The 21,381-nt window shown below is 72.4% G+C and carries 17 protein-coding genes; 11 read left to right on the top strand and 6 right to left on the bottom strand.

What is annotated here, in order from left to right; genetic code table 11:
• Positions 1–50 precede the first annotated feature (50 nt).
• Positions 51–956 (bottom strand): LysR family transcriptional regulator, encoded by a 906-nt coding sequence (locus ACFWVV_RS27305; RefSeq protein ID WP_384341895.1) that lies wholly within the window; start codon positions 954–956, stop codon positions 51–53.
• 75 nt (positions 957–1,031) lie between these two features.
• On the opposite strand from ACFWVV_RS27305, the gene ACFWVV_RS27300 reads away from it, so the two are divergent.
• Positions 1,032–1,820, top strand: coding sequence for a polysaccharide deacetylase family protein (locus ACFWVV_RS27300; RefSeq protein ID WP_384341896.1), 789 nt, complete (start codon positions 1,032–1,034; stop codon positions 1,818–1,820).
• On the opposite strand, the gene ACFWVV_RS27295 is transcribed toward ACFWVV_RS27300, so the two are convergent.
• The 4 genes from ACFWVV_RS27295 to ACFWVV_RS27280 all read right to left on the bottom strand — a co-directional run bounded on the left by ACFWVV_RS27295 (position 1,814) and on the right by ACFWVV_RS27280 (position 5,879).
• Positions 1,814–2,830: a DMT family transporter gene (locus tag ACFWVV_RS27295; protein ID WP_384341898.1), complete on the bottom strand. Its 1,017-nt coding sequence runs from the start codon at positions 2,828–2,830 to the stop codon at positions 1,814–1,816. The genes ACFWVV_RS27300 and ACFWVV_RS27295 overlap by 7 nt on opposite strands.
• Positions 2,831–3,067: 237 nt before the next feature.
• Positions 3,068–3,298 carry a hypothetical protein gene (locus ACFWVV_RS27290; protein WP_384341900.1) on the bottom strand — a complete coding sequence of 77 codons (231 nt, stop codon included), beginning with the start codon at positions 3,296–3,298 and terminating at the stop codon, positions 3,068–3,070.
• Positions 3,299–3,318: 20 nt separating this feature from the next.
• On the bottom strand, positions 3,319–5,643 hold the full coding sequence (malQ, locus tag ACFWVV_RS27285) for a 4-alpha-glucanotransferase (protein WP_384341902.1): 2,325 nt from the start codon (positions 5,641–5,643) through the stop codon (positions 3,319–3,321).
• Positions 5,643–5,879 (bottom strand): hypothetical protein, encoded by a 237-nt coding sequence (locus tag ACFWVV_RS27280; protein ID WP_384341903.1) that lies wholly within the window; start codon positions 5,877–5,879, stop codon positions 5,643–5,645. The genes malQ and ACFWVV_RS27280 overlap by 1 nt, the downstream gene beginning before the upstream one ends.
• A gap of 460 nt (positions 5,880–6,339) precedes the next feature.
• Between ACFWVV_RS27280 and ACFWVV_RS27275 the strand changes: the two genes are divergently transcribed.
• A complete protein-coding gene (locus ACFWVV_RS27275; RefSeq protein WP_384341904.1) occupies positions 6,340–9,285 on the top strand; it encodes a beta-N-acetylglucosaminidase domain-containing protein in 2,946 nt (981 codons plus the stop codon).
• 206 nt (positions 9,286–9,491) lie between these two features.
• Here ACFWVV_RS27275 and ACFWVV_RS27270 read toward each other — a convergent pair whose 3' ends face one another.
• Entirely contained in the window at positions 9,492–10,028 is a 537-nt protein-coding gene (locus ACFWVV_RS27270; RefSeq protein ID WP_384341906.1) for an HNH endonuclease, read from the bottom strand.
• A 243-nt stretch (positions 10,029–10,271) separates the two neighbouring features.
• Between ACFWVV_RS27270 and ACFWVV_RS27265 the strand changes: the two genes are divergently transcribed.
• The 9 genes from ACFWVV_RS27265 (at position 10,272) to ACFWVV_RS27225 (ending at position 21,363) form a co-directional block, all read left to right on the top strand.
• A complete protein-coding gene (locus ACFWVV_RS27265) occupies positions 10,272–11,372 on the top strand; it encodes a mechanosensitive ion channel family protein (protein WP_384341907.1) in 1,101 nt (366 codons plus the stop codon).
• 279 nt (positions 11,373–11,651) lie between these two features.
• Positions 11,652–12,857: an ROK family transcriptional regulator gene (locus ACFWVV_RS27260; RefSeq protein WP_384341909.1), complete on the top strand. Its 1,206-nt coding sequence runs from the start codon at positions 11,652–11,654 to the stop codon at positions 12,855–12,857.
• A 69-nt stretch (positions 12,858–12,926) separates the two neighbouring features.
• The gene (locus ACFWVV_RS27255) at positions 12,927–14,261 is read left to right on the top strand and encodes an ABC transporter substrate-binding protein (RefSeq protein ID WP_384341911.1); all 1,335 of its coding nucleotides are present in this window, start codon (positions 12,927–12,929) and stop codon (positions 14,259–14,261) included.
• 7 nt (positions 14,262–14,268) lie between these two features.
• Entirely contained in the window at positions 14,269–15,210 is a 942-nt protein-coding gene (locus ACFWVV_RS27250; RefSeq protein ID WP_384341913.1) for a carbohydrate ABC transporter permease, read from the top strand.
• Positions 15,211–15,214: 4 nt separating this feature from the next.
• On the top strand, positions 15,215–16,114 hold the full coding sequence (locus ACFWVV_RS27245; RefSeq protein ID WP_384341915.1) for a carbohydrate ABC transporter permease: 900 nt from the start codon (positions 15,215–15,217) through the stop codon (positions 16,112–16,114).
• Positions 16,115–16,125: 11 nt separating this feature from the next.
• Positions 16,126–17,391, top strand: a complete 1,266-nt coding sequence (locus ACFWVV_RS27240) for a 6-phospho-beta-glucosidase (protein WP_384341917.1) — start codon at positions 16,126–16,128, stop codon at positions 17,389–17,391.
• Positions 17,388–18,368 (top strand): N-acetylglucosamine kinase, encoded by a 981-nt coding sequence (locus ACFWVV_RS27235; protein WP_384341918.1) that lies wholly within the window; start codon positions 17,388–17,390, stop codon positions 18,366–18,368. Before ACFWVV_RS27240 ends, ACFWVV_RS27235 begins: the two co-directional genes overlap by 4 nt.
• A gap of 485 nt (positions 18,369–18,853) precedes the next feature.
• Positions 18,854–20,263 carry a hypothetical protein gene (locus ACFWVV_RS27230; protein ID WP_384422825.1) on the top strand — a complete coding sequence of 470 codons (1,410 nt, stop codon included), beginning with the start codon at positions 18,854–18,856 and terminating at the stop codon, positions 20,261–20,263.
• An 80-nt stretch (positions 20,264–20,343) separates the two neighbouring features.
• Complete coding sequence (locus ACFWVV_RS27225) at positions 20,344–21,363, top strand: glutamate ABC transporter substrate-binding protein (RefSeq protein WP_384341921.1); 1,020 nt, start codon at positions 20,344–20,346, stop codon at positions 21,361–21,363.
• Positions 21,364–21,381 lie beyond the last annotated feature (18 nt).

Here is a 21,381-nt window from a genome sequence, read left to right as displayed (position 1 = left end):
CTGGTCCTTGGGTGCCGCCGGGGCCGGGCCGGTTCGTCCCGGCCGCGGTCTCAGGGGACGGGCACCGCGTCGCGGAGGGCGGCGAGCACGCGCGCCACCCCCGCACCGCCTTCCGCGCCCCGCCGCACCGCCGCCACCACGTGCCGCCGCGGCTGGTCCCCGCCGAGCACCCGGACCGCGACCCCGCCCACAGCCCGCTCGGCGACCGCCATCCGCGGCACGAGCGCCACGCCCATCCCGGCCTCCACCATGGCCAGGATGGCCGTCCACCCCGCAGCGCTGTGGGCCTGCTCGGGTACGAAGCCCGCCGCCTCGCAGGCCGCCGTGGTGATCTCCGACCACGGCCCGCTCCCGCCGAAGATCCACCGCTCACCCGCGAGGTCCGCGAGCCGCAGCCCGGCGGTGGAGGCCAGCGGGTGTCCGGCGGGCAGCGCGACGTCGAGCGGGTCGGCCAGCAGCGGCACGCGCGCGAAGGCCGGGTCCCGCTCCGTCGGCGCGTGCGCGGCCAGCGACAGCGCCAGGTCCACCGCCCCCGCCGACAGCAGTTCGTACGCCTCCGCGGCCTCCGCCTCCCGTACCCGCACCTCCAGTCCCGGGTGCGTCTCGCGCAGGCGGCGGACGGCGGGTACGACGAGCGCGGGCACGGCCGTGGAGAAGGCCCCGATCCGCACCTCCCCCACCTCCCCCTGCGCATACCCCTGCAACTCGGCCTCGGCCCGCTCCAGCTGGGCGAAGACGGCTTCCGCGTGGCGCAGTACGAGGTGTGCGGCGTCGGTGAGGCGGACCCGCCGCCCGTGTGCTTCGAGCAGTGTCACGTCCAGCTGTTTCGCCAGGTTGGAGAGCTGCTGGGAGACGGCCGAGGGCGTCATCAGCAGCGCCTCGGCCGTCGCGGTCACGGTGCCCCGGTCGCGCAGGGTGCGCAGGATCCGCAGCTTCTTGATGTCCCACTCGGCCATGACCGCAACCTATCCGGAATCCCACCGGAACCCCCGGCCCCGCCGGCACCGGCCGGCGCGCGATACGGTCGGGCGGTGAATGGGCGGAAGAGATACGGGCGTTCGGCGGTCGCGGCGGCAGTGGCGGCCCTTTCCCTCGTACTGGGGGGCTGTGCGGTCGAGCCGGACGCGCCCGACCTGGTCCGCTTCCAGGCGGGGGTGGCCCAGGGCCGCGACGCGGACGCCAGGGCGAAGGCGTCCGGGACGACCGACTGCCGGGTCGCCAAGTGCATCGCGCTGACCTTCGACGGCGGCCCCGGCAGGGACACCGCGCGGCTGCTCGACATCCTCCGGCGGGAGCAGGTGCCCGCGACCTTCTTCCTGCTCGGCGACAAGCACGTCACCCGCTATCCGGACGTGGTGCGCCGGATGGCCCGCGAGGGCCACGAGGTCGCCAACCACACGTGGACCCACCGCATTCTGGTCAACCACAGCGAGGCCGAGGTACGGGACGAGCTGGCCCGCACGCAGAAGGCGATCGCGGACGTCACGGGCCGCGCGCCCACCCTGATGCGCCCGCCCCAGGGCCGTACCAACCCCATGGTCACCGGCGTCGCCCGGGATCTCGGCCTCTCCTTGGTGCTGTGGGACAACACCGCCCGCGACTACGCGACGACCGACTCCGCCCTCATCGAGTCCCGGGTACTCGCCCAGGCGAAGCGGGACGGGATCGTCCTGCTGCACGACATCTACGACGGTACGGTCCCCGCGGTGCCTGGCATCGTCGCGCAGCTGAAGAAGCGGGGGTACACCCTGGTGACCGTGCCGCAGCTGATCGCCCCGGCCCTCCCGCAGCCGGGGCAGGTCTTCCGGCCGACCTACTGACGGGACCCGGCACCGGCTCCGGCACGGGCACGAGTACCGGCACCGGCACGGGCACTAGTACCGGCACTGGTACCCGCACCGGCACCCAGGATCACGCCGCCCAGGATCAGCACCATGCAGAGGACCTGGAGCGGGCCCATCCGCTCGCCCAGGACGGCGAACGAGAGCAGAGCGACGCACACCGGCTGCAGGTAGTAGACGATTCCGGCGCGGGCCGCGCCGATCAGTGAGATGGCCTTGTTCCAGGCGAAGAAGGCGACGGCGGAGGAGAACACGCCGACGTAGACCAGCGGGCCGACCGTACCGGGGCGGGCCTCGAAGCCGCCCTGGACGGCGAGGCTGATGCCGTACGCGGGGGCCAGCATCAGCGCGCCGAGCACGAAGGTGCAGAAGAGGAGGGCGAGTCCGCCGATCCCGGCCGGCCTGCGCCGCAGCAGGGCGCTGTACGAGCCGAAGCAGAGGGCGGCGGCGATCATCCAGAAGGCACCGACGGACAGTGCCGGCGTCAGCGAACCCTTGCTGACCAGGAGCAGCACTCCGGCGCAGGCGACCAGCATGCCGACGGCCCTGCGGGCGCCCAGGCGCTGCCCGGCGAGGCGTTCGTAGCCCGCCATGACGACCGGGGATGCGGCCATGATCATGCCCATGGTGCCGGCCGGGGTGTCGAGTCCCGCCTGGTTGACGAGGGTGTTGTAGACGGTGACGCCGAGCAGGGCGGCGAGGGTGAGGAAGCCCAGGTGGCGGCGGATCAGGGCGCGTTGGCGCCAGGTCTCGCGGAGCGCGAAGGGGGCGACGGCGAGCAGCGCCACCATCCAGCGCCAGAAGGCGGCCTGGACGGGCGGCACGGAGTCGTGCAGTCCGCGCGAGGTGACGAAACTGCCGGACCAGACCACGGTGGCGAGGAGCGCGAGCAGGAGGCCGAGGACGGCGCCCTTCTTCGCGGCGCTCTTCTCTGCCGGGCTCGCGGACGTCGTGGTGGTCGGTGTGCGGATGCGGTCGAGAAGTGCCATCGCTGCCCCCTGGGGTGATCGGTGGTTCCTGGTGAGGGACCCACCGTCACACCCGGGACACATTCAGGTCTATCGAAACTTTTCGACGAATCTCTTCAGCAGAACTGAACGGTAAGGGGTGCCGCGCACACGCCGAGGGCGCTGCCGGCCCGTACGAGGTGAGTACGGGCGGGCAGCGCCCTCGGAGAGGTTCCGTGCGGTCCGGCCGCCGGAGCGGTCAGATGTGCGCCGGAGCGGTCAGATCTGCTTGCGGGACTTGTCCAGCACCATCACCAGGCCGGCGATGATCACGAACAGGCCGATCGGGGCCACCACGAAGAGACCGAGGGTCTCGGCCACACTCAGGCCGGGGCCCGGGTCGTCACCGTCGTCCCGTACGGCCGCGAGCGCGGGAGACGACAGGAGCAGCATCATCAGCGTCGTACCGGTCGCGACAGCGCCGGCGCGCAGAGCGTTCTTCTTGTCCACGGTGCAAAAGTAGCGAACGACTAAGCGGGGCGCGCGCCCGGGGGTGCCGTAAGAGGTGGCGCCCCAGCTCCGGGGCCCGTTCCCGCGCCTGCACCCGGGCTCGGGCCCGCGCCCTGGCCTGCACTCGGGCCGGGGCCTGCACTCGGGCCCGGGCCCGCGCCCGGGTCTGCTCCCGGTCCGGGGCCCGGCCCCCCTCGGCCCTCGGCGCGGATCGTCTCCATCAGGGCGTGCAGCCGTGGCGAGAGGACCAGTTCCTCCAGGGTGAGCGGACGTCCCTCGGCGTCGGCGAGGGGCAGCCGCCAGTTGGGGTACTGGTCCCAGGTACCGGGGAGGTTCTGCGGGCGGCGGTCGCCGACCGTGTCCGGCAGCCACACCCCCACCATCCGGGCCGGGGTGCGCAGCAGGAACCGGTGGACGGCGCGCACGGCCGCCTCCTCACCCGCACCGCCCACGCCTTCGGGCAGCAGTCCGAGCCCGGCCAGGCAGGTCAGCCATTCGGTGACCTCCGCCGCGTCCTCGGCGCGCTCCTGCGCGAACGGGCGGGTCAGCAGCCCGAGCCGGTGGCGCAGGGCGACGTGGTCGCCGGTCAGGCGGGCGGCGGTGGAGGGCAGGTCGTGGGTGGTGGCGGTGGCGACGCAGCCCTCGCGCCAGGTGCCGGGGGGCAACGGGCGGCCGGTGCCGGTCCAGTCGCGCTCGAACCAGAGCACCGAGGTGCCGAGCACGCCGCGCGCGGCGAGCGCGTCGCGGACGCCCGGCTCCACGGTGCCGAGGTCCTCACCGACGACGGCGGCGCCCGCCCGGTGCGCCTCCAGGACGAGGACGGCGAGCATGGCCTCCGCGTCGTAGCGGACGTACGTCCCGTCGGCGGGATCGTGCCCCTCGGGCACCCACCAGAGGCGGAACAGGCCCATGACGTGGTCGATGCGGATCGCGCCGCCGTGCCTCAGGATGCCGCGCAGCAGGCCGCGGTACGGGGAGTAACCCGACGCGGCGAGCGCGTCGGGGCGCCAGGGCGGCAGGCCCCAGTCCTGGCCGAGCGCGTTGAACGCGTCGGGGGGCGCGCCGACCGACATCCCCGGCGCGTAGGCGTCCGGCTGCGCCCAGGTGTCGGCGCCCGCGGGGTGCACGCCGACGGCGAGGTCGTGCACGAGTCCCACGGTCATGCCGGCGGCGCGGGCCTCCCGCTGGGCGGCGGCGAGCTGTTCGTCGGTGAGCCAGGCGAGGCGGGAGTAGAAGTCGATGCGGTCGCGCAGGGCGGTGCGGGCGCGGGCGGTGTCGGCGGAGTGGCGGTCGGCGAGTGCGCCGGGCCAGTCGCGGCGGTCGGGCCCGTGCAGTTCGGTGAGCGCGCACCAGGTGGCGTGGTCCTCCAGCGCTTGGCCCTGGGCGGCGAGGAACTCGCAGTAGGCGGCGCTGCGGCCGGGGCCCAGCGGTACTGCCGCCAGGATCTCCAGGGCCTGCTTCTTGAGGTCCCAGACGGCGTCCCGGTCGATCAGGGCGCCCTTGTGCAGGACGTCGGCGCGCAGGGCGGCGGCCCGCTCGGTCAGCTCCGCGAGCCGTTCGCGGCCGGCCGCCCCGGTGACGTATCCGTGTTCGGGCACGTCCTCGATCCGCAGGTGCACCGGGTCGGGGAAGCGCCGGGAGGAGGGGCGGTACGGGGACGGGTCGGTCGGGGTGCCGGGTACGGCGGCGTGCAGCGGGTTGACCTGGACGAACCCGGCCCCGTGCGCACGCCCCGCCCAGCCGGCCAGTTCTCTTAAGTCACCCAGGTCCCCCATGCCCCAGGAGCGCGTGGAGAGCACCGAGTAGAGCTGCACCAGGAACCCGTGCCGGGGGCCCCGCGGCTGCGACACCCGGTCCGGCGCGACCATCAGGTGGCAGGAGCCCTCCCGGCCGTCGGGCAGCCGGACGTCGAGGTCGTGCACCCCGAGGGGGAGCCGGGCCCAGGAGGAGTCCGGCGTGGGCGGAGGGGTGGTGGCGTCCTCCGGCTCCTGCACCGGCCACGTGCGCGTCTCGCCTCCCTCCGTCGCCACGCGCACGGACGTGCCCGGCGGGAGTGCGGCCAGGGCTGCGGGCAGGGCTGGTGCCTCCTGCCACAGGACGAGCGTCGGGGGCAGCAGGGCGGCGCGGGCGGCGCTCTCGTGGGCGGCGAGGGAGGTGTCGATCGCCTCCGGTGTGGCGGCGTCGACGCCGAGTGCGGCCAGGACAGCGACGACGGTGGCGTCAGGGACGCGGACCGTGCGGTCCTCGGACGGCGCGTAGGACGTGGCGACGCCGTGCAGGGCGGCCAGGCGGGCGAGCGCGTCGGACTCCGCGGGCGGCTGCGGTGACACGGGCTCGGCTGCCATCAGTAGCCCGGGTACTCCATGCCGGACGCCGTTCCGTACGACGAGGGCTCGCTGGTGAGGGGCGTCGCATCGGTGAGCGGCGGCTCACTGGTCAGCGGCGCGGCGTCGGCGAGCGGCGGCTCGCTGGTGAGGGGCGGCTCGGCGCAGCCGCAGGCACAGGATCCGTCGAGACCCGAGTCGGGGCCCGAGACCTGGGGGGAAAGGGCCGAGAAGAGGAGCTGGGCGGAAGCGGCCACGGAGGGCCTCCCTTGATGGGGAACGCGGACTACAGCAGCCATACCCAGTGGGCGCGACGGCAGACCTGTCCGGCCCCGGAACGTGAGACGGGTCACATGTTCCTCCCCGTGGCGGGAGTTGACGGAAGAAGTTGAAGGAATCGTACGGACGACCGCAGACTGTCCGCCGTACCCCATGGTGCAAATGCGGCACAGCAGTTGCCCGCATTGACACCCCCGGCGGACGGGTGATGGGGTCGGCGCGCGTGCGCGACAGCGTGGGGGAACAGGTTCGCGGACGACCGGGTCCGGGAACGGGCACGTTCGGGACACTTGGCCGGTTCAAGGACAGGCATGTTCAGGACTCCCGTCCGGGTCCGGAAACGGCCGGGTCCGGAAGCGGTCGGGTCCGGATCCGGTCGGGTCCTGACGCCCGGCCGGATGCAGGGACAGCACAGCGACGAGAACCTAGGAGTACGGCGTGCAGCTGGGGCGCAGGAGGGGAGCGACCGCCGTCGCCTTCGCGGTGATGGGTGGTCTGCTCGGCGGTGCGCCGGGGGCCGTGGCCGCCCCGCCCGCCCCGGACGTCCCCGCTCCCGCCGCGCGCGAGGGGGAGAACGCGGCGTCCCTGCCGCCCGTGTGGCCGCGCCCGCACACGATGCGCGCGGCGGGCAGGGCGGTGCCGGTCGGAGACCAGGCGGTGCTGGTGGTGGCGCCGGGCACCGATCCGTATGCCGTGGACGTCCTGCGCAGTGTGCTCAGGAGCGCGGGTGCGCACACCCTGTACGAGAGTGCTCCGGGCGAGGCGCTGCCGCCGCGCGGTCTGGTGGTCAGGGCGGGCGGCGCCGACGACGCGCTGCGGGCGCTGCGCGCCCCCGCGCGGGACGACCTGCCCGCGGGCGGTTACCGGATCGCGGTGGGGCAGTTCGCCGGCCGTGACACGGTCGCCCTGGACGGTGCCGGGGCCGACGGGATGTTCCATGCGGCGCAGACCCTGCGGCAGTTGGTGCGCAAGGGGGCCGGCGGTTCCTCCGAGATCGCCGCGGTCACCGTGCGCGACTGGCCGGGAACGGCGGTGCGGGGCATGACGGAGGGCTTCTACGGCCGCCCCTGGAGCACGGAACAGCGGCTCGCCCAGATCGACTTCATGGGCCGCACCAAGCAGAACCGCTACCTCTACGCGCCGGGCGACGACCCGTACCGCCAGGCGCAGTGGCGTGAGCCGTACCCGGCGGCGGAGCGGTCCGGGTTCCGGGTGCTCGCCGAGCACGCGAGGCGCAACCACGTGTCGCTGGGCTGGGCGGTGGCCCCGGGGCAGGCGATGTGCATGTCGGACGAGCGGGACGTGCAGGCGCTGGCCCGCAAGGTGGACTCGATGTGGGCCCTGGGGGTGCGGGTCTTCCAGCTGCAGTTCCAGGACGTCAGTTACAGCGAGTGGCACTGCGGCCAGGACGCCGACGTCTTCGGGTCGGGCCCGGAGGCGGCCGCCAGGGCCCACGCGCGCGTGGCCAGTGCGGTGGCCCGCCATCTCGCCGAACGGCATCCCGGCAGCGAGCCGTTGTCGATGATGCCGACCGAGTTCTACCAGTCGGGGGCGACCGCCTACCGGCGTGCTCTGGCGGCCGAGCTCGACCCTCGTGTGCAGGTCGCGTGGACCGGGGTCGGTGCGGTGCCGCGCACCATCAGCGGGCGCGAACTGGTCACCACCCGGGCCGCGTTCGGGCACCCGCTGGTCACCATGGACAACTACCCGGTCAACGACTACGCGCCCGGCCGTATTTTCCTGGGCCCCTACACGGGCCGTGAGCCCGCCGTGGCGAGCCGCAGTGCCGCCCTGCTGTCCAACGCGATGGAGCAGCCCTCCGCGTCGCGCATTCCGCTGTTCACGGCCGCCGACTTCGCCTGGAACCCGCGGGGTTACCAACCGCAGGAGTCCTGGCGGGCGGCGATCGACGATCTGGCGGGCGACGACGAGGGGGCCGGGGAGGCGCTGCGCGCGTTCGCCGGGAACCACGCCTCCTCGATCCTCGACCCGTCGCACGAGTCGGCGTACCTGCGTCCGCTGATGGACGCGTTCTGGAAGTCCCGTTCGGCCGGTGACGCCGCGAAGCGCGATGCGGCGGCCGCGCGGCTGCGGGCCGCGTTCACGGTGATGAAGGAGAGCCCGCGGCGCCTCGGCCGGGCGGCCGGCGGAGCCTTCGACGACGAAGTGCGGCCCTGGCTGGACCGGCTCGCGCTGTACGGCACGGCGGGTGAGCAGGCGGTCGACATGCTGCAGGCGCAGGCCGCGGGGGACGGTGCCGCCGCCTGGCGGGCGTCACGCGCCCTGGACGGTTCGGTGACGGAGCTGAAGGGCCCCCGGGTCACCGTCGGCAAGGGCGTACTGGACCCGTTCCTGTCGAGGGCGGTGGGGCAGGGCGCCGCGTGGACCGGCGCGGACCGCGCGCCCGCCCCGGTCTCGCAGGGGCCGGGCTCGTACACGGTGCGGCTCAAGCACCCGCGCCCGGTGACGGCGGTGACGACGATGGCCGACCCCGGGGAGAGCGACGCCACCGTCGAGGTGCACCTGCCGGGTGAGGGCTGGCGGCGCGTCGGTGTGCTCACCGCGGACGGCTGGACGCAGACCGCGGTCGGCGGCGCGCGCGTGGACGCGGTGCGGATCGCCTGGGGTGCGCGGGCGCCGGCCGTGCGCCGGGTGGTGCCGTGGTTCGAGGACGAACCGCAGGCCAGGCTCACCCTCTCCCGCACGGAGACGGACGTGGAGATCGGTGGCGCGCCCGCGCACGTGCGGGCCGCGCTGAACGGGCAGCGGCCCGGCGAGGTGCGCGGCGAGCTGCGCGCCAGGGCGCCCAAGGGCATCGAGGTGGTGGCGCCGAAGGCGACCGTCGTGCCGCGCGGCACGGACGCCTCGGTGCCGCTGGAGATCAGGGCCGCGAAGGGCGCGGTGGCGGGCGAGTACCGGGTCCCGGTGTCGTTCGCGGGCGGCGAGGAGCAGATCCTGACCGTACGGGTCGCCCCGCGCACCGGCGGTCCCGAGCTGCTGCGCGGTTCCACGGCGTCGTCCTCGGGCGACGAGACGGCTGGTTTCCCGGCGGCCGCGGCGTCCGACGGCGACGCCGGAACCCGCTGGTCCTCTCCTGCCGGGCCTTCCGCGTGGTGGCAGGCTGAGCTGTCGCGGCCGGCCAGGCTCGGCAGGCTGGAGCTGTCCTGGCAGGACGCGTACGCCAGGGCCTACCGCGTGCAGGTGTCGGCGGACGGCCGCAACTGGCGCACGGCGGCCACTGTGCGGGACGGCAGGGGCGGCCGCGAGACGGTCCGCTTCGACGCACCCGACACGCGTTTCGTCAGGGTCCAGGGCGACGAGCGGGCCACCCGGTTCGGGTACTCGCTGTGGTCCGTGGAGGCGTACGAGGTGGCCCCGGACTGAGCCGTGCGGGGGGGGCGGGGCGTCGCCCGAGCAGAGGTTGAGCGAGTGCTCAAGGGCTGACGCACTGAGGTTGAGCGGGTGCTCAAGAGCCGACGGCACTGGCGTTGAGCGGGTGCTCAAGAGCTGGCGGGCGGGTACGACGCCGGGGTTGAGCACCCGCTCAACCCCGGCGTCGTACGTCCGCGCGGAAACAAAAAATCCCGGTCTCAGGCTGAGATGCCGTCGATCCGGGCCAGGGCGTCGTCCGCGCCGAACGGTTGCAGGTAGGGAAGCCAGCGCGGATCCCTGTGCCCGGTCCCGATGATGCGCCAGGCCAGACCGGACGGCGGGGCGGGCTGATGGCGCAGCCGCCAGCCGAGTTCCAGGAGATGCCGGTCCGCCTTGACGTGATTGCAGCGGCGACAGGCCGCCACCACGTTCTCCCAGGCGTGCTGTCCGCCGCGACTGCGCGGAATGACGTGGTCGACGCTGGTTGCGACGCCACCGCAGTACATACAGCGCCCGCCGTCCCTGGCGAAGAGCGCACGGCGGGTGAGAGGAACGGGCCCCCGGTAGGGGACCCGCACGAACCGTTTGAGCCGGACCACGCTGGGCGCGGGGACGACACGGGTCGCACTGCGCAGAAAGGCGCCGGACTCCTCGAGGCAGAGTGCCTTGTTCTCCAGGACGAGGACGAGCGCGCGGCGGAGCGGTACGACGCCGAGCGGCTCGTACGACGCGTTGAGGACCAGGACATGCGGCACGGATGCCTCCTTGTACGCCGGCGGCGCGTGGCTCGCGCCGGGACGATGCAGGAACAGTCTCCCCTCATGCCTGGTCGCGGCGCCACCACGTCCGGGTAATGGGCCACACGTGTTCTGCGGCACAACCGGGAACCGGTCCGCGGGGTGTCACGGACCACAGGGCCGGTGCCCCCGTATCGCCGGGGCCCTTCACCTTGCCCCGTTAGTGTGATGGGTCTGCCACATCGCATGGAGGTGCCCGCAGTGTCCTGGTCCGCCCTATTGATCGCAGAACCGCCAGCCGACCCCGACACGCTCGGCGAGGCGGCCGAGCGGGCGGGCAACGCCGCGAGCTGGGTGGAGCAGAACTGGTCCACCTGGCTGAGCGTCGGCCTGCGCATCCTCCTGATCATCATCATCGCCACCGTGCTGCGGACGGTGATCCGGCGCACGATCACCAAGCTGATAGCGCACATGAACAACAGCGCCCAGGCGGTGGAGGGCACCGCGCTGGGCGGACTGCTGGTCAACGCGGAGCGGCGGCGCCAGCGTTCCGAGGCGATCGGTTCCGTGCTGCGGTCGGTGGCGTCGTTCCTGATTCTCGGCACGGCCGCGCTGATGGTGCTGGGCGCGCTGAACATCAACCTCGCGCCGCTGCTGGCGAGCGCCGGTGTGGCCGGTGTGGCGCTGGGCTTCGGCGCGCGGAACCTGGTCACCGACTTCCTGTCCGGCGTGTTCATGATCCTGGAGGACCAGTACGGGGTGGGCGACACCATCGACGCCGGCGTGGCCTCCGGCGAGGTCATCGAGGTCGGTCTGCGGGTCACCAAGCTGCGGGGCGACAACGGCGAGATCTGGTACGTCCGCAACGGCGAGGTCAAGCGGATCGGCAACCTCAGCCAGGGCTGGGCCACGGCGGGCATCGACGTCCAGGTCCGCCCGACGGAGGACCTGGAGAACATCAGGACCGTGCTCGCCGGGGTGGCGGAGGACATGGCGAAGGCCGAGCCGTGGAACGAGCGGCTCTGGGGCCCCATCGAGGTCCTCGGCCTGGACTCCGTACTGCTCGACTCGATGATCGTCAGGCTGTCCGCCAAGACCATGCCGGGCAAGGCGCTCGGGGTGGAGCGGGAACTGCGCTGGCGGGTGAAGCAGGCGTTCGACGAGGCGGGCATCCGGATCGTCGGCGGGCCGGTCCCGGTGCTGGAGAGCGAGGCGGTGGACGCCTCGGCAGGGGTCGCCGCGCCGTCCGCCATGGCCAATCCGACGTCGCCGCAGGCCCTGGCGAGCGCTCCGATCCCGCCGGCCGGTGCCACCCCGGGCTCGGGTCCGGCGACTCCCGGCCCCCCTCTCCACAAGCCCTGACCACCCTGCCGTTTCCCCTCCGTGTAGCGCTCGTGCCCCTGCTGCCTCTCGCGCCTCTGCTGCGTCTCGCATCCCTGCTGCCTCTCGCGCCCCGCGCGGGAGGCAGCCCGGTGAGAGGCACCCGGGCGGCCCCGGCAGGTAACGCTTTGGTTGCCTCCCCGGCGCTTCCCATTGACGGTCCCTTCACCGCCCCTTACGTTCCTCTCATCGAATAGGAAACTTTCCTAACAGCGCGGTGGGGTTGGGAGAGCAGGCAGCCGAGAGGCAGGTGACTCCGTCATGGCGGGACCGCCGGGTACCCCGGGCACCCCGAGCGTGCTGCGGGCGATGAACGACCGGGCCGCACTTGATCTTCTGCTGGCCCACGGCCCCCTCTCCCGGACCAGGATCGGCAAGCTGACCGGCCTCTCCAAGCCGACCGCCTCCCAGCTCCTGGCCCGCCTCGAAGCGGCCGGCCTCGTCGTCGTCACCGGCACCACCGAGGGCCGCCCCGGCCCCGGCGCCCAGCTGTACGCGGTGAACGCGGGCGCCGCCCACGTCGCCGCACTCGACGTGACCCCGGAGCGGATCCGCGCCGCTGTCGCCGGCCTCACGGGCGTCGCCGTCGGCAGCTTCGAACTGGCCACCCCCGGACGGACCGCCGAGGGTGTCGTGCGCCAGGTGACGCAGGCGGTCGACGGAGCGGCCAAGGACGCCGGGCTCACCCGCGCCGACCTGCACCGGGTCGTGATCGGCACGCCGGGCGCCTTCGACCCGAGCACCGGTCGCCTGCGGTACGCCTCGCACCTGCCCGGCTGGCACTCCCCCACACTGCTCGACGAGCTGGCGGCGGTGCTGCCGATGCCGGTGGAGTACGAGAACGACGTGAACCTGGCGGCGGTCGCCGAGCAGCGGCTGGGCGCGGCACGCGGCCACCAGGACTTCGTGCTGCTGTGGGCGGAGGAAGGCCTGGGCGCCGCGCTGGTGCTCGGCGGCCGGCTGCACCGCGGCTGGACCGGTGGCGCGGGCGAGGTGGGCTTCCTGCCGGTGCCCGGCGCGCCGCTGATCCGGCGGGTGGCCCAGGCCAACGGCGGCGGCTTCCAGGAACTGGTGGGGCCCGTCGCCGTGCCGCGGATCGCCAAGCGGCTCGGCGTGGACACCCCGGAGCAGCCCGCGGTGCCGGTGGCGACCGGACTGCTCGGCCGCGCGGCGGCCGGGGAGCCAGAACTGGCCGGTCTGCTCCCGGAGTACGCGCACCGGCTCGCCGTGGGCCTGGCGTCCGTGGTGGCCGTGCTCGACCCCGAACTGATCGTGCTGTCCGGGGCGGTGGTCGCCTCGGGCGGCGAGCCGCTGCGCGCCCTCGTACAGACGGAGCTGGCCGATCTGGCCGCGCCCCGTCCGCGTCTCGTGATCGGCGAGATCCAGCAGGACCCCGTGCTGAGAGGTGCGCTGCAAAGCGCCCTGGAGGCCACCCGCGACGAAGTGTTCGACACCACGTCGCGCTAGTGCCACTGCCCGTCCCCGTCCGCCCCCCGCGATCCACGCGTTCCCCGCCCTGCCCCTGGGAGTTCCGTCATGCGCAGAAACCGCCGTCTGTCCGCCGCCGCTGCCGCCGTCGCCGCGATATCCGTGGTCGCCACCGCCTGTACCGGCTCCGCCGGCGACGTGGCGAAGGACGACCCGAACGCGGCCACGACGATCAACTTCTGGCACGGCTGGGCCGCCCCGAGCGAGGTCAAGGCGGTCAAGGAGAACATCGCTCGCTTCGAGAAGGCATACCCCCACATCAAGGTGAATGTCGTCGGCAACATCAACGACGACAAGCTCAACCAGGCGCTGCGCACCAACAGTTCCACCGGTCCTGACGTCGTGTCGTCGTTCACGACGTCCAACATCGGGAAGTTCTGCTCCTCGGGCGCCTTCGCCGACCTGAAGCCGTTCATCGAGAAGTCGAAGCTGGACCTGGAGAAGACCTTCCCGAAGGTGCTGCTCGACTACACGCAGTTCGCCGGGAAGCGCTGCGCGCTGCCACTGCTGACGGACGCGTACGGGCTCTACTACAACAAGGACGCCTTCGCGAAGGCCGGCATCACCAAGGCGCCCGAGACGTACAGCGAGCTCGCCGCGACCGCGAAGAAGCTGACGAAGACCAAGGGCGACAGCTACGAACAGCTCGGCTTCATGCCGAACTTCCACGGCTACGAGACGACCACCGAGCACTACCTGGGCTCCTGGGGCCCCGAGTACTTCGACAAGGACGGCAAGTCCAACATCGCCAAGGACCCGGCGTTCGCGGAGATGCTCACCACGCAGAAGAAGCTCGTGGACGACCTGGGCGGCCTCCCCAAGCTGGAGAAGTACCGGGCCACCTTCGGCAACGAGTTCAGTGCCAAGCACCCCTTCCACACCGGCCAGGTGGCCATGCAGCTGGACGGCGAGTGGCGGCTGGGGATGGCCAAGGACGCCAAGGTGCCGTTCGGGATCGGGGTCGCCCCGATGCCGGTCCCCGACAGCCAGAAGGACAGTTACGGCAGGGGCTTCCTGTCGGGCACGGTGCTGGGCATCGCCCCGCAGAGCAAGAAGCAGAACGCCGCGTGGGAGCTGGTGAAGTACATGGCGACCGACACCAACGCCGTCGTGGAGTTCTCCAACGCCATCCACAACGTGCCGTCCACGTTCGCGGCACTGAAGTCGCCGGCACTGAAGAACGACCCGGAGTTCAAGACCTTCCTCGACATCGCGCAGCACCCGAAGTCCAACACCCCGGCGGGCGCCGTCAACGGCTCCGCCCACCTCAACACCTTGCAGGACTTCGGCTACCAGTACGAGAAGGGCGCCGAGAAGGACCTGAAGGCAGGCCTGGAGCGCACCGCGAAGCAGATCGACACCGACATCGCGAAGGCGAAGTAGTCCCCTCATGAGCACGCACACGCTTCGTACGAAGCGCCGCGCGTCGGCGCTTCGTACGGCGGCCTTCATGTCGCCCTGGCTGATCGGGTTCGCGGTGTTCTTCGCGTACCCGCTCGTGTCCACCGTGTACTTCTCGTTCATGAAGTACGACGGCTTCGGCGTGCCGTCGTTCAACGGCTTCGCCAACTGGACCTATGTCTTCCAGGACTATCCGAACTTCTGGCCCGCGATGCGCAACACGCTGTGGCTGGTCGTCGTGATGGTGCTGTGCCGGGTCCTCTTCGGCCTCGGCATCGGTCTGCTGATCACCAGGATCAAGACGGGGACGGGGGTCTTCCGCACCCTGTTCTACCTGCCCTACCTGGCCCCGCCGGTGGCCGCCACGCTCGGCTTCGTCTTCCTGCTGAACCCGGGCACCGGACCGGTCAACGAGATTCTGGGCAGTCTCGGGCTGCCCACCCCCGGCTGGTTCACCGACGCGGCGTTCTCCAAGCCGGCGCTCACCCTCCTCGCGGTGTGGGGCATCGGCGACCTGATGGTCATCTTCATGGCCGCGCTGCTCGACGTGCCGAAGGAGCAGTACGAGGCCGCCGAACTCGACGGGGCCTCGTCCTGGCAGCGGTTCCGCTTCGTGACGCTGCCGAACATCTCGCCCATCGTCATGTTTGCGGTGGTCACCGGGGTCATCCAGGCGATGCAGTACTACACCCAGCCGCTGGTGGCGGGAAAGGTCGCCTCGGGCATCATCGGCAACTCGGGCCAGCAGTTGGAACCCGGCTTCCCCGACAAGTCGACCCTGACCCTGCCGCAGCTCGTCTACAACCTCGGCTTCCAGCGCTTCGACTACGGTGCGGCGGCGGTCACCGCGCTCGTGCTGTTCGTCCTGGCGATGGCCTTCACGGCCCTGCTGATGCGACGTCGCGGCGGCCTCCTCACGGCAGGTGACTGACTCCATGTCCACCCAGACACTTGAGCGTCCGCTCAACACCCCGTCCCCCGCCCCCACCCCGGCCCACCGCACGGCCCGCCGCACGGCACTGCTGCACTGGATCGCCGTGCACGCGCTGGGGGTCGCGGCGGCGCTGTTCTTCGTGCTGCCCTTCCTCTTCCTCTTCCTCACCTCGGTGATGAGCGACCAGCAGGCGCTCACCAGCGATCTGGTGCCCCGCACCTGGGAGTGGAGCAACTACGTCGAGGTCTTCCGCACGCCCGGCTTCCTCGGCTGGTGGAAGAACAGCCTGCTGTACGCCGGCCTGGGCACGCTGCTGACCGTGCTGTCGTCGGTGCCGGTGGCGTACGCGCTCGCCAAGTTCCGCTTCCGCGGGCGCAATCTGTCACTGCTGCTGGTGATCTCGATGATGATGCTGCCGCAGCAGGTCGTCATCATCCCGATGTACCTGTTCTGGTCGAAGCAGCTGGACCTCACCGGCACGCTGTGGCCGCTGATCATTCCGCTGGCGTTCGGCGACGCGTTCTCCATCTTCCTGCTGCGGCAGTTCCTGCTGACCATTCCGGGCGAGTACCTGGACGCGGCGAAGGTGGACGGCTGCGGCGAGTTCCGCACGCTGCTGCGCGTCGTGCTGCCGATGGCGAAACCCGGCATCGCGGCGATCGCCCTGTTCCAGTTCTTCGCCCTGTGGAACGACTACTTCGGCCCGCAGATCTACGCCTCGGAGAACCCGGCGGCGTGGACCCTGAGTTACGGCCTGGAGTCCTTCAAGGGCGCCCACCAGACCAACTGGAATTTGACCATGGCCGCGACCGTACTGGTCATGGCCCCTGTGATCCTCGTCTTCTTCTTCGCCCAGAAGGCGTTCGTCGAGGGTGTCACGCTGACCGGAGTGAAGGGCTAGGTCATCCATTCATGAAACTCGCCGTAGTCGGTGGAGGTTCCACCTACACACCCGAGCTGATCGACGGTTTCGCCCGGCTGCGGGACTCGCTCCCGGTCACCGAGCTGGTCCTCATCGACCCGGCCGCCGACCGGCTGGAGCTGGTCGGCGGCCTGGCCCGGCGGATCTTCGCCAAGCAGGGCCACCCGGGCACCGTCACCACCACCGCTGACCTGGACGCCGGAGTGGCCGGCGCCGACGCGGTGCTGCTCCAGCTCCGGGTGGGCGGCCAGGCGGCCCGCGAGCAGGACGAGACGTGGCCGCTGGAGTGCGGCTGCGTCGGCCAGGAGACGACCGGTGCGGGCGGTCTCGCCAAGGCGCTGCGCACGGTGCCCGTCGTCCTGGACATCGCCGAGCGCGTACGCCGCGCCAGCCCCGACGCGTGGATCATCGACTTCACCAATCCCGTCGGCATCGTCACCCGCGCTCTGCTCCAGGCCGGTCACAGGGCGGTGGGGCTGTGCAACGTGGCGATCGGCTTCCAGCGGAAGTTCGCCGCGCTGCTCGGCGTCTCCCCGGCCGAGGTCCATCTCGACCACGTGGGGCTCAACCACCTCACCTGGGAGCGGGGCGTGCGCCTCGGGGGCCCGTCCGGGGAGGACCTGCTGCCGAAGCTGATCGCCGAGCACGGCGACACCATCGCCGACGACCTGCACATGCCGCGCGCCGTCGTCGACCGGCTCGGTGTCGTCCCCTCGTACTACCTGCGCTACTTCTACCAGCACGACGAGGTCGTCCGGGAGCTCGGCACCAAGCCCTCGCGTGCGGCCGAAGTCGCCGCCATGGAGAAGGAACTGCTCGCGATGTACGGCGACCCGGCCCTGGACGAGAAGCCGGAACTGCTCGCCAAGCGCGGCGGCGCCTTTTACTCGGAAGCGGCGGTCGACCTCGCGTCCGCACTGCTCGGCGGCGGCGGCTCACCCGTGCAGGTCGTCAACACGTACAACAACGGGACGCTGCCGTTCCTCCCCGACGACGCCGTCATCGAGACGCAGGCGCGGATCGACGCGTCCGGGGCCACGCCCCTCGCGGTGCCCGCCCTGGAGCCGATGTACGCGGGGCTGATCGCCCATGTGACGGCGTACGAGGACCTCGCGCTGGAGGCAGCCCTGCGCGGGGGCCGCGAGCGGGTCTTCAAGGCGCTGCTCGCGCACCCCCTGACCGGCCAGTTCGAGTACGCCGACGCGCTCACGGACAAGCTGATCGCCCACAACAGGGAGCACCTGGCGTGGGCATGAGTACGACCCCGTCGGCCTGCGGTTCCGTACTGGCGATCGACGCGGGCAACAGCAAGACGGACGTGGCCGTCGTCGGCGCGGACGGACGGGTCCTGGGCACCGGCAGGGGCGGCGGTTTCCAGCCGCCCCTGGTGGGCGTCCAGGTGGCCGTGGACGCGTTGGCGGCCACCGTCGAACGGGCCCTGCGGGCGGCCGGGGCCGACGGGGTGGACCATGTGTCGGCGTGCCTCGCCAACGCCGATCTGCCGGTCGAGGAACGGGAGCTGGCGGCCGCGGTGCAGGCGCGCGGCTGGGGCCGCAGCACCGAGGTCCGCAACGACACCTTCGCGATCCTGCGCGCCGGGGTGGACGAGCCGCGCGGTGTCGCGGTGGTGTGCGGCGCCGGCATCAACTGCGTCGGCATGCTGCCCGACGGGCGCACCGCCCGCTTCCCCGCGATCGGCAAGATCTCCGGCGACTGGGGCGGCGGCGGGGGCCTCGCGGAGGAGGCCATGTGGTTCGCCGCCCGCGCCGAGGACGGGCGGGGCGGCCCGACCGTCCTCGCGGACGTACTGCCCGCGCACTACGGGGTGGAGTCGGTGTACGCGCTCGTGGAGGCGTTGCACCTCGGCCGGATTCCGATGGTGCGGCTGCACGAGGCCGCCCCGCTGGTGTTCGCGGTGAGCGCGGAGGGGGACGCCGTGGCGCGTGCGCTGGTGCACCGGCTCGCCGACGAGGTCGTCGCCATGTCCACGGTGGCGCTCGGCCGCCTGGGCCTGCTGGAGGAGGAGGTTCCGGTGCTGCTCGGCGGCAGTGTGCTGGCGGCCGGGCACCCGGAGCTGGACGGCCGGATCGCGGCCCGGCTGGCCGAGCGGGCACCGAAGGCGACCGCCGCAGTGGTGACGGCAGCCCCTGTGCTGGGCGCCGCCCTGCTGGGCCTCGACCACGTCGGAGCACCCCCCGCGGCACACCGGGAGCTGCGGGCGCACTACGCCTGAGCGTCCCCGGGCTCACCGGGAGCTGCGGGCGCACTACGCCTGACCGTCCCCGGGCGCACACGCGAGCTACGGGCGCACTACGCCTGACCGTCCCCGGGCGCACACGCGAGCTACGGGCTTACTGAGCCTGAGCGCCCCGGCCGCACCGGGAGCTGCGGGCCACCACGTCTGGGCGTCCCGACCGCACCGTCACGGGCCGCCCGCCGTACCGTTACCGCGCATTTGGGGACGACACGGTCGGCGGTCCGGTCCCCATGGCACCCGGCCCCGTACCCGCATAGGATCTGGCCACGAAGTGGCATGTCCCTGGCGCGAATTGGGCAACGACCGGTGTCCGGTCGGTCACCGCCCCGGTCGCCCGCCGACCGGTGCGCTGATCGTCCGAGGGCCCCGAACGGGAACCAAACGGATCTCTCCGTCGTATTCATGGGGAGGGAAGCCCGCCGGGAGACGGGCCGTCCGTCCACGACCGAGGGGGAGGTCACGTGGCACACCCGCCGATGAGCGGCCCAGGGGGCACCGCGGTGGCGCCCGCGCCCACGCCGGTTCCCACACCGGTGCCCGCGGGCACCGGGGCCCGGCCGCCCGCGCGCCGCAGCGCGTGGTCCGAGGGAGTGGACCGGCTGCGGGCCGGAGCGACGACCGAACCGGGGCGGCTGCGGATCATCGGGGCCGCACTGGCGCTGCTGGTGGTCGCGTTCGGCGCGGTGACCGCCTGGCAGGTCTCCGGCAGGGCCGCGGCCGCCGACGACGTGGTGACGAGCAGCCAGCCGCTGTCCGCCGACGCAGCGAGCATCTACCGCTCCCTCGCCGACGCCGACACCTCCGCCGCCAGCGGCTTCCTGGCCGGCGCGCAGGAGCCCCGCTCGGTGACCGAGAAGTACGAGAAGGACATCGCCGAGGCGTCCCGGCTGCTGGTCAAGGCCGCAGCCAACACCGAAGGATCCAGCGCCTCCGGCCAGGAGATAGCCAAGCTCAACCAGCAACTCCCCCGGTACACCGGCCTGATCGAGCGGGCCCGGGCCAACAACCGGCAGGGCCTGCCGCTCGGCGGCGCCTATCTGCGGTACGCCAACGAGCAGATGACCACCCAGCTGCTGCCCGCCGCGAAGAAGCTGTACGACGAGGAGACCGAGCGGCTCCACCGCGACTACGACGAGGCGAGCGCCTGGCCGTTCGTCGCGCTGGCCCTGGGCGTGGTCGCGCTCGGCGCGCTCGGCTGGGCGCAGCACCGCAACTACCGGCGCACCAACCGGGTGTTCAACCAGGGGCTGCTGACCGCGACCGTCGCCTCCGGCGCCGTACTGCTGTGGCTGGTGGCCGGGCACGCGGTCGCCTCGTCGGGGCTCGACGACTCCAAGGCGCACGGCCAGGAGTCGCTGAAGGTCCTCAACGACGCCCGGATCAACTCGCTCCAGGCGCGCGCCAACGAGAACCTCACTCTGGTGTCCCGGGGCGCGGTCACCACCGCGGACAACAAGGACAAGTACGACACGGACTACACCAGCAACATGGCCGAGCTGGTGCGCCGGCTCGGCGACGCGGGGCGGCTGGCCGACGACGCCGGGGGCAGTGCCCCGGTGCAGCAGGCCACCGCGGCCGTCAAGGAGTGGAAGGAACGGCACACCGCCGCGCGCGTCGCCGACGACCTCGGCGACTACGACCAGGCACGCGACAAGGTCATCGGCGAGAAGGCCTCCACCGGCCAGTCGTTCACCGAGGTCGACAACGCCCTGGAGAAGGCGGTGAGCTGGGAGCAGCGCGAATTCACCGAGGCCGCCGAGGGCGGTCGCGGCGCCCTGTCCGGGCTGGCGATCGGGGCGGCCGCACTGACCGTGCTCGCCGCGGCGGCGGCCGTGCTTGGCATCGGCCGCAGGCTCGCGGAGTACAGGTGATGAGGGCACAGGACGCGCAGGGCGCACCGGACGGCCGGGGTGCGCGGGACGCTCGGGACCAGGCAGCCGGAGGGGGCGCGATGCACAGGAGCGGGACGAAGGGGAGCGGTTCGGCCCGCACGCTGCGGGCGGGCTGGCGGTCCGGGCTGCTCGCGCTGGGTGCCGCCTGCGCCCTGACGGCGGGGGTCGCCGTGCTGCCGCTGCCCGCCGGCGGCGCGGACACCGTCGCCCGGTCCGGCGGCGGCGTGGCTGCCGCGAGTCAGGCGAAGGCCGACGACTGCAAGGACCCCGAGGCGAGTCTGCGGCCAGGACTGCCGGAGGGGGCCGCGATCCAGAAGATCAAGGCGCGCGGCAAGCTCATCGCGGGGGTCGACCAGAACAGCTTCCGCTGGGGGTACCGCAACCCGGCCAGCGGCGCCCTCGAGGGTTTCGACATCGACATCGTCAAGGCCATCGCCACCGAACTGCTCGGCAGCCCGGACAAGGTGATCTACCGGGCGATACCGACCAGTCAGCGCGTACCGCTGCTGAAGGACGACAAGATCGACATCGTGGTGCGCACGATGACCGTCAACTGCTCCCGCATCAAGGACGTCGCGTTCTCCCACGCCTACTTCCAGGCGGGCCAGCAGGTGCTGGCCCCGGAGGGCTCCGGCATCACCGGGTACGACGACTCCCTCAAGGGCAAGCGGGTCTGCACCGCCAAGGGCTCCACGGCGTACGACGCGATGAAGAAGGACGCGCACGGCGCGGTGTTCGACAGGCCCGAGTACATCGTGCCCAACCAGCTCGACTGTCTGGTGCGGCTCCAGCTCGGCCGCGCCGACGCGATCGTCACGGACAACGCCCTGGCGGCCGGCCAGGCCGCCCAGGACCCGGCGATCAAGCTGATGGGCGACCCGTTCACCACCGAGTACTACGGGGTGGCGACCAACAAGAACCACACCGACCTGGTGAGCCGCATCAACAAGGTCCTCGCCACGTACAGCACGGCGAAGGCGACGGGCGGCAAGACCGCGTGGGTGAACTCCTACGAGCGCTGGCTGGAGGCGGACCTGCCGGGCCTCACCGGCCCGCCGCCACCGAAGTTCAAGAACTGATCCCGGGAATTGTCCACG

Source organism: Streptomyces sp. NPDC058663 (assembly GCF_042716745.1).
GTDB lineage: Bacteria > Actinomycetota > Actinomycetes > Streptomycetales > Streptomycetaceae > Streptomyces.
Note: the sequence above shows the minus strand (reverse complement) of the source record. Positions and strands in the feature narration are given on the sequence as shown.

Excerpts from the sequence above, each read along its gene's own strand:
- ACFWVV_RS27305 (WP_384341895.1), bottom strand. The coding sequence starts at position 956 with ATGGCCGAGTGGGACATCAAGAAGCTGCGGATCCTGCGCACCCTGCGC.
- ACFWVV_RS27295 (WP_384341898.1), bottom strand. The coding sequence starts at position 2,830 with ATGGCACTTCTCGACCGCATCCGCACACCGACCACCACGACGTCCGCG.
- malQ (WP_384341902.1), bottom strand. The coding sequence starts at position 5,643 with ATGGCAGCCGAGCCCGTGTCACCGCAGCCGCCCGCGGAGTCCGACGCG.
- ACFWVV_RS27260 (WP_384341909.1), top strand. The coding sequence starts at position 11,652 with ATGGCGGGACCGCCGGGTACCCCGGGCACCCCGAGCGTGCTGCGGGCG.
- ACFWVV_RS27255 (WP_384341911.1), top strand. The coding sequence starts at position 12,927 with ATGCGCAGAAACCGCCGTCTGTCCGCCGCCGCTGCCGCCGTCGCCGCG.
- ACFWVV_RS27250 (WP_384341913.1), top strand. The coding sequence starts at position 14,269 with ATGAGCACGCACACGCTTCGTACGAAGCGCCGCGCGTCGGCGCTTCGT.
- ACFWVV_RS27245 (WP_384341915.1), top strand. The coding sequence starts at position 15,215 with ATGTCCACCCAGACACTTGAGCGTCCGCTCAACACCCCGTCCCCCGCC.
- ACFWVV_RS27240 (WP_384341917.1), top strand. The coding sequence starts at position 16,126 with ATGAAACTCGCCGTAGTCGGTGGAGGTTCCACCTACACACCCGAGCTG.
- ACFWVV_RS27235 (WP_384341918.1), top strand. The coding sequence starts at position 17,388 with ATGAGTACGACCCCGTCGGCCTGCGGTTCCGTACTGGCGATCGACGCG.
- ACFWVV_RS27225 (WP_384341921.1), top strand. The coding sequence starts at position 20,344 with ATGCACAGGAGCGGGACGAAGGGGAGCGGTTCGGCCCGCACGCTGCGG.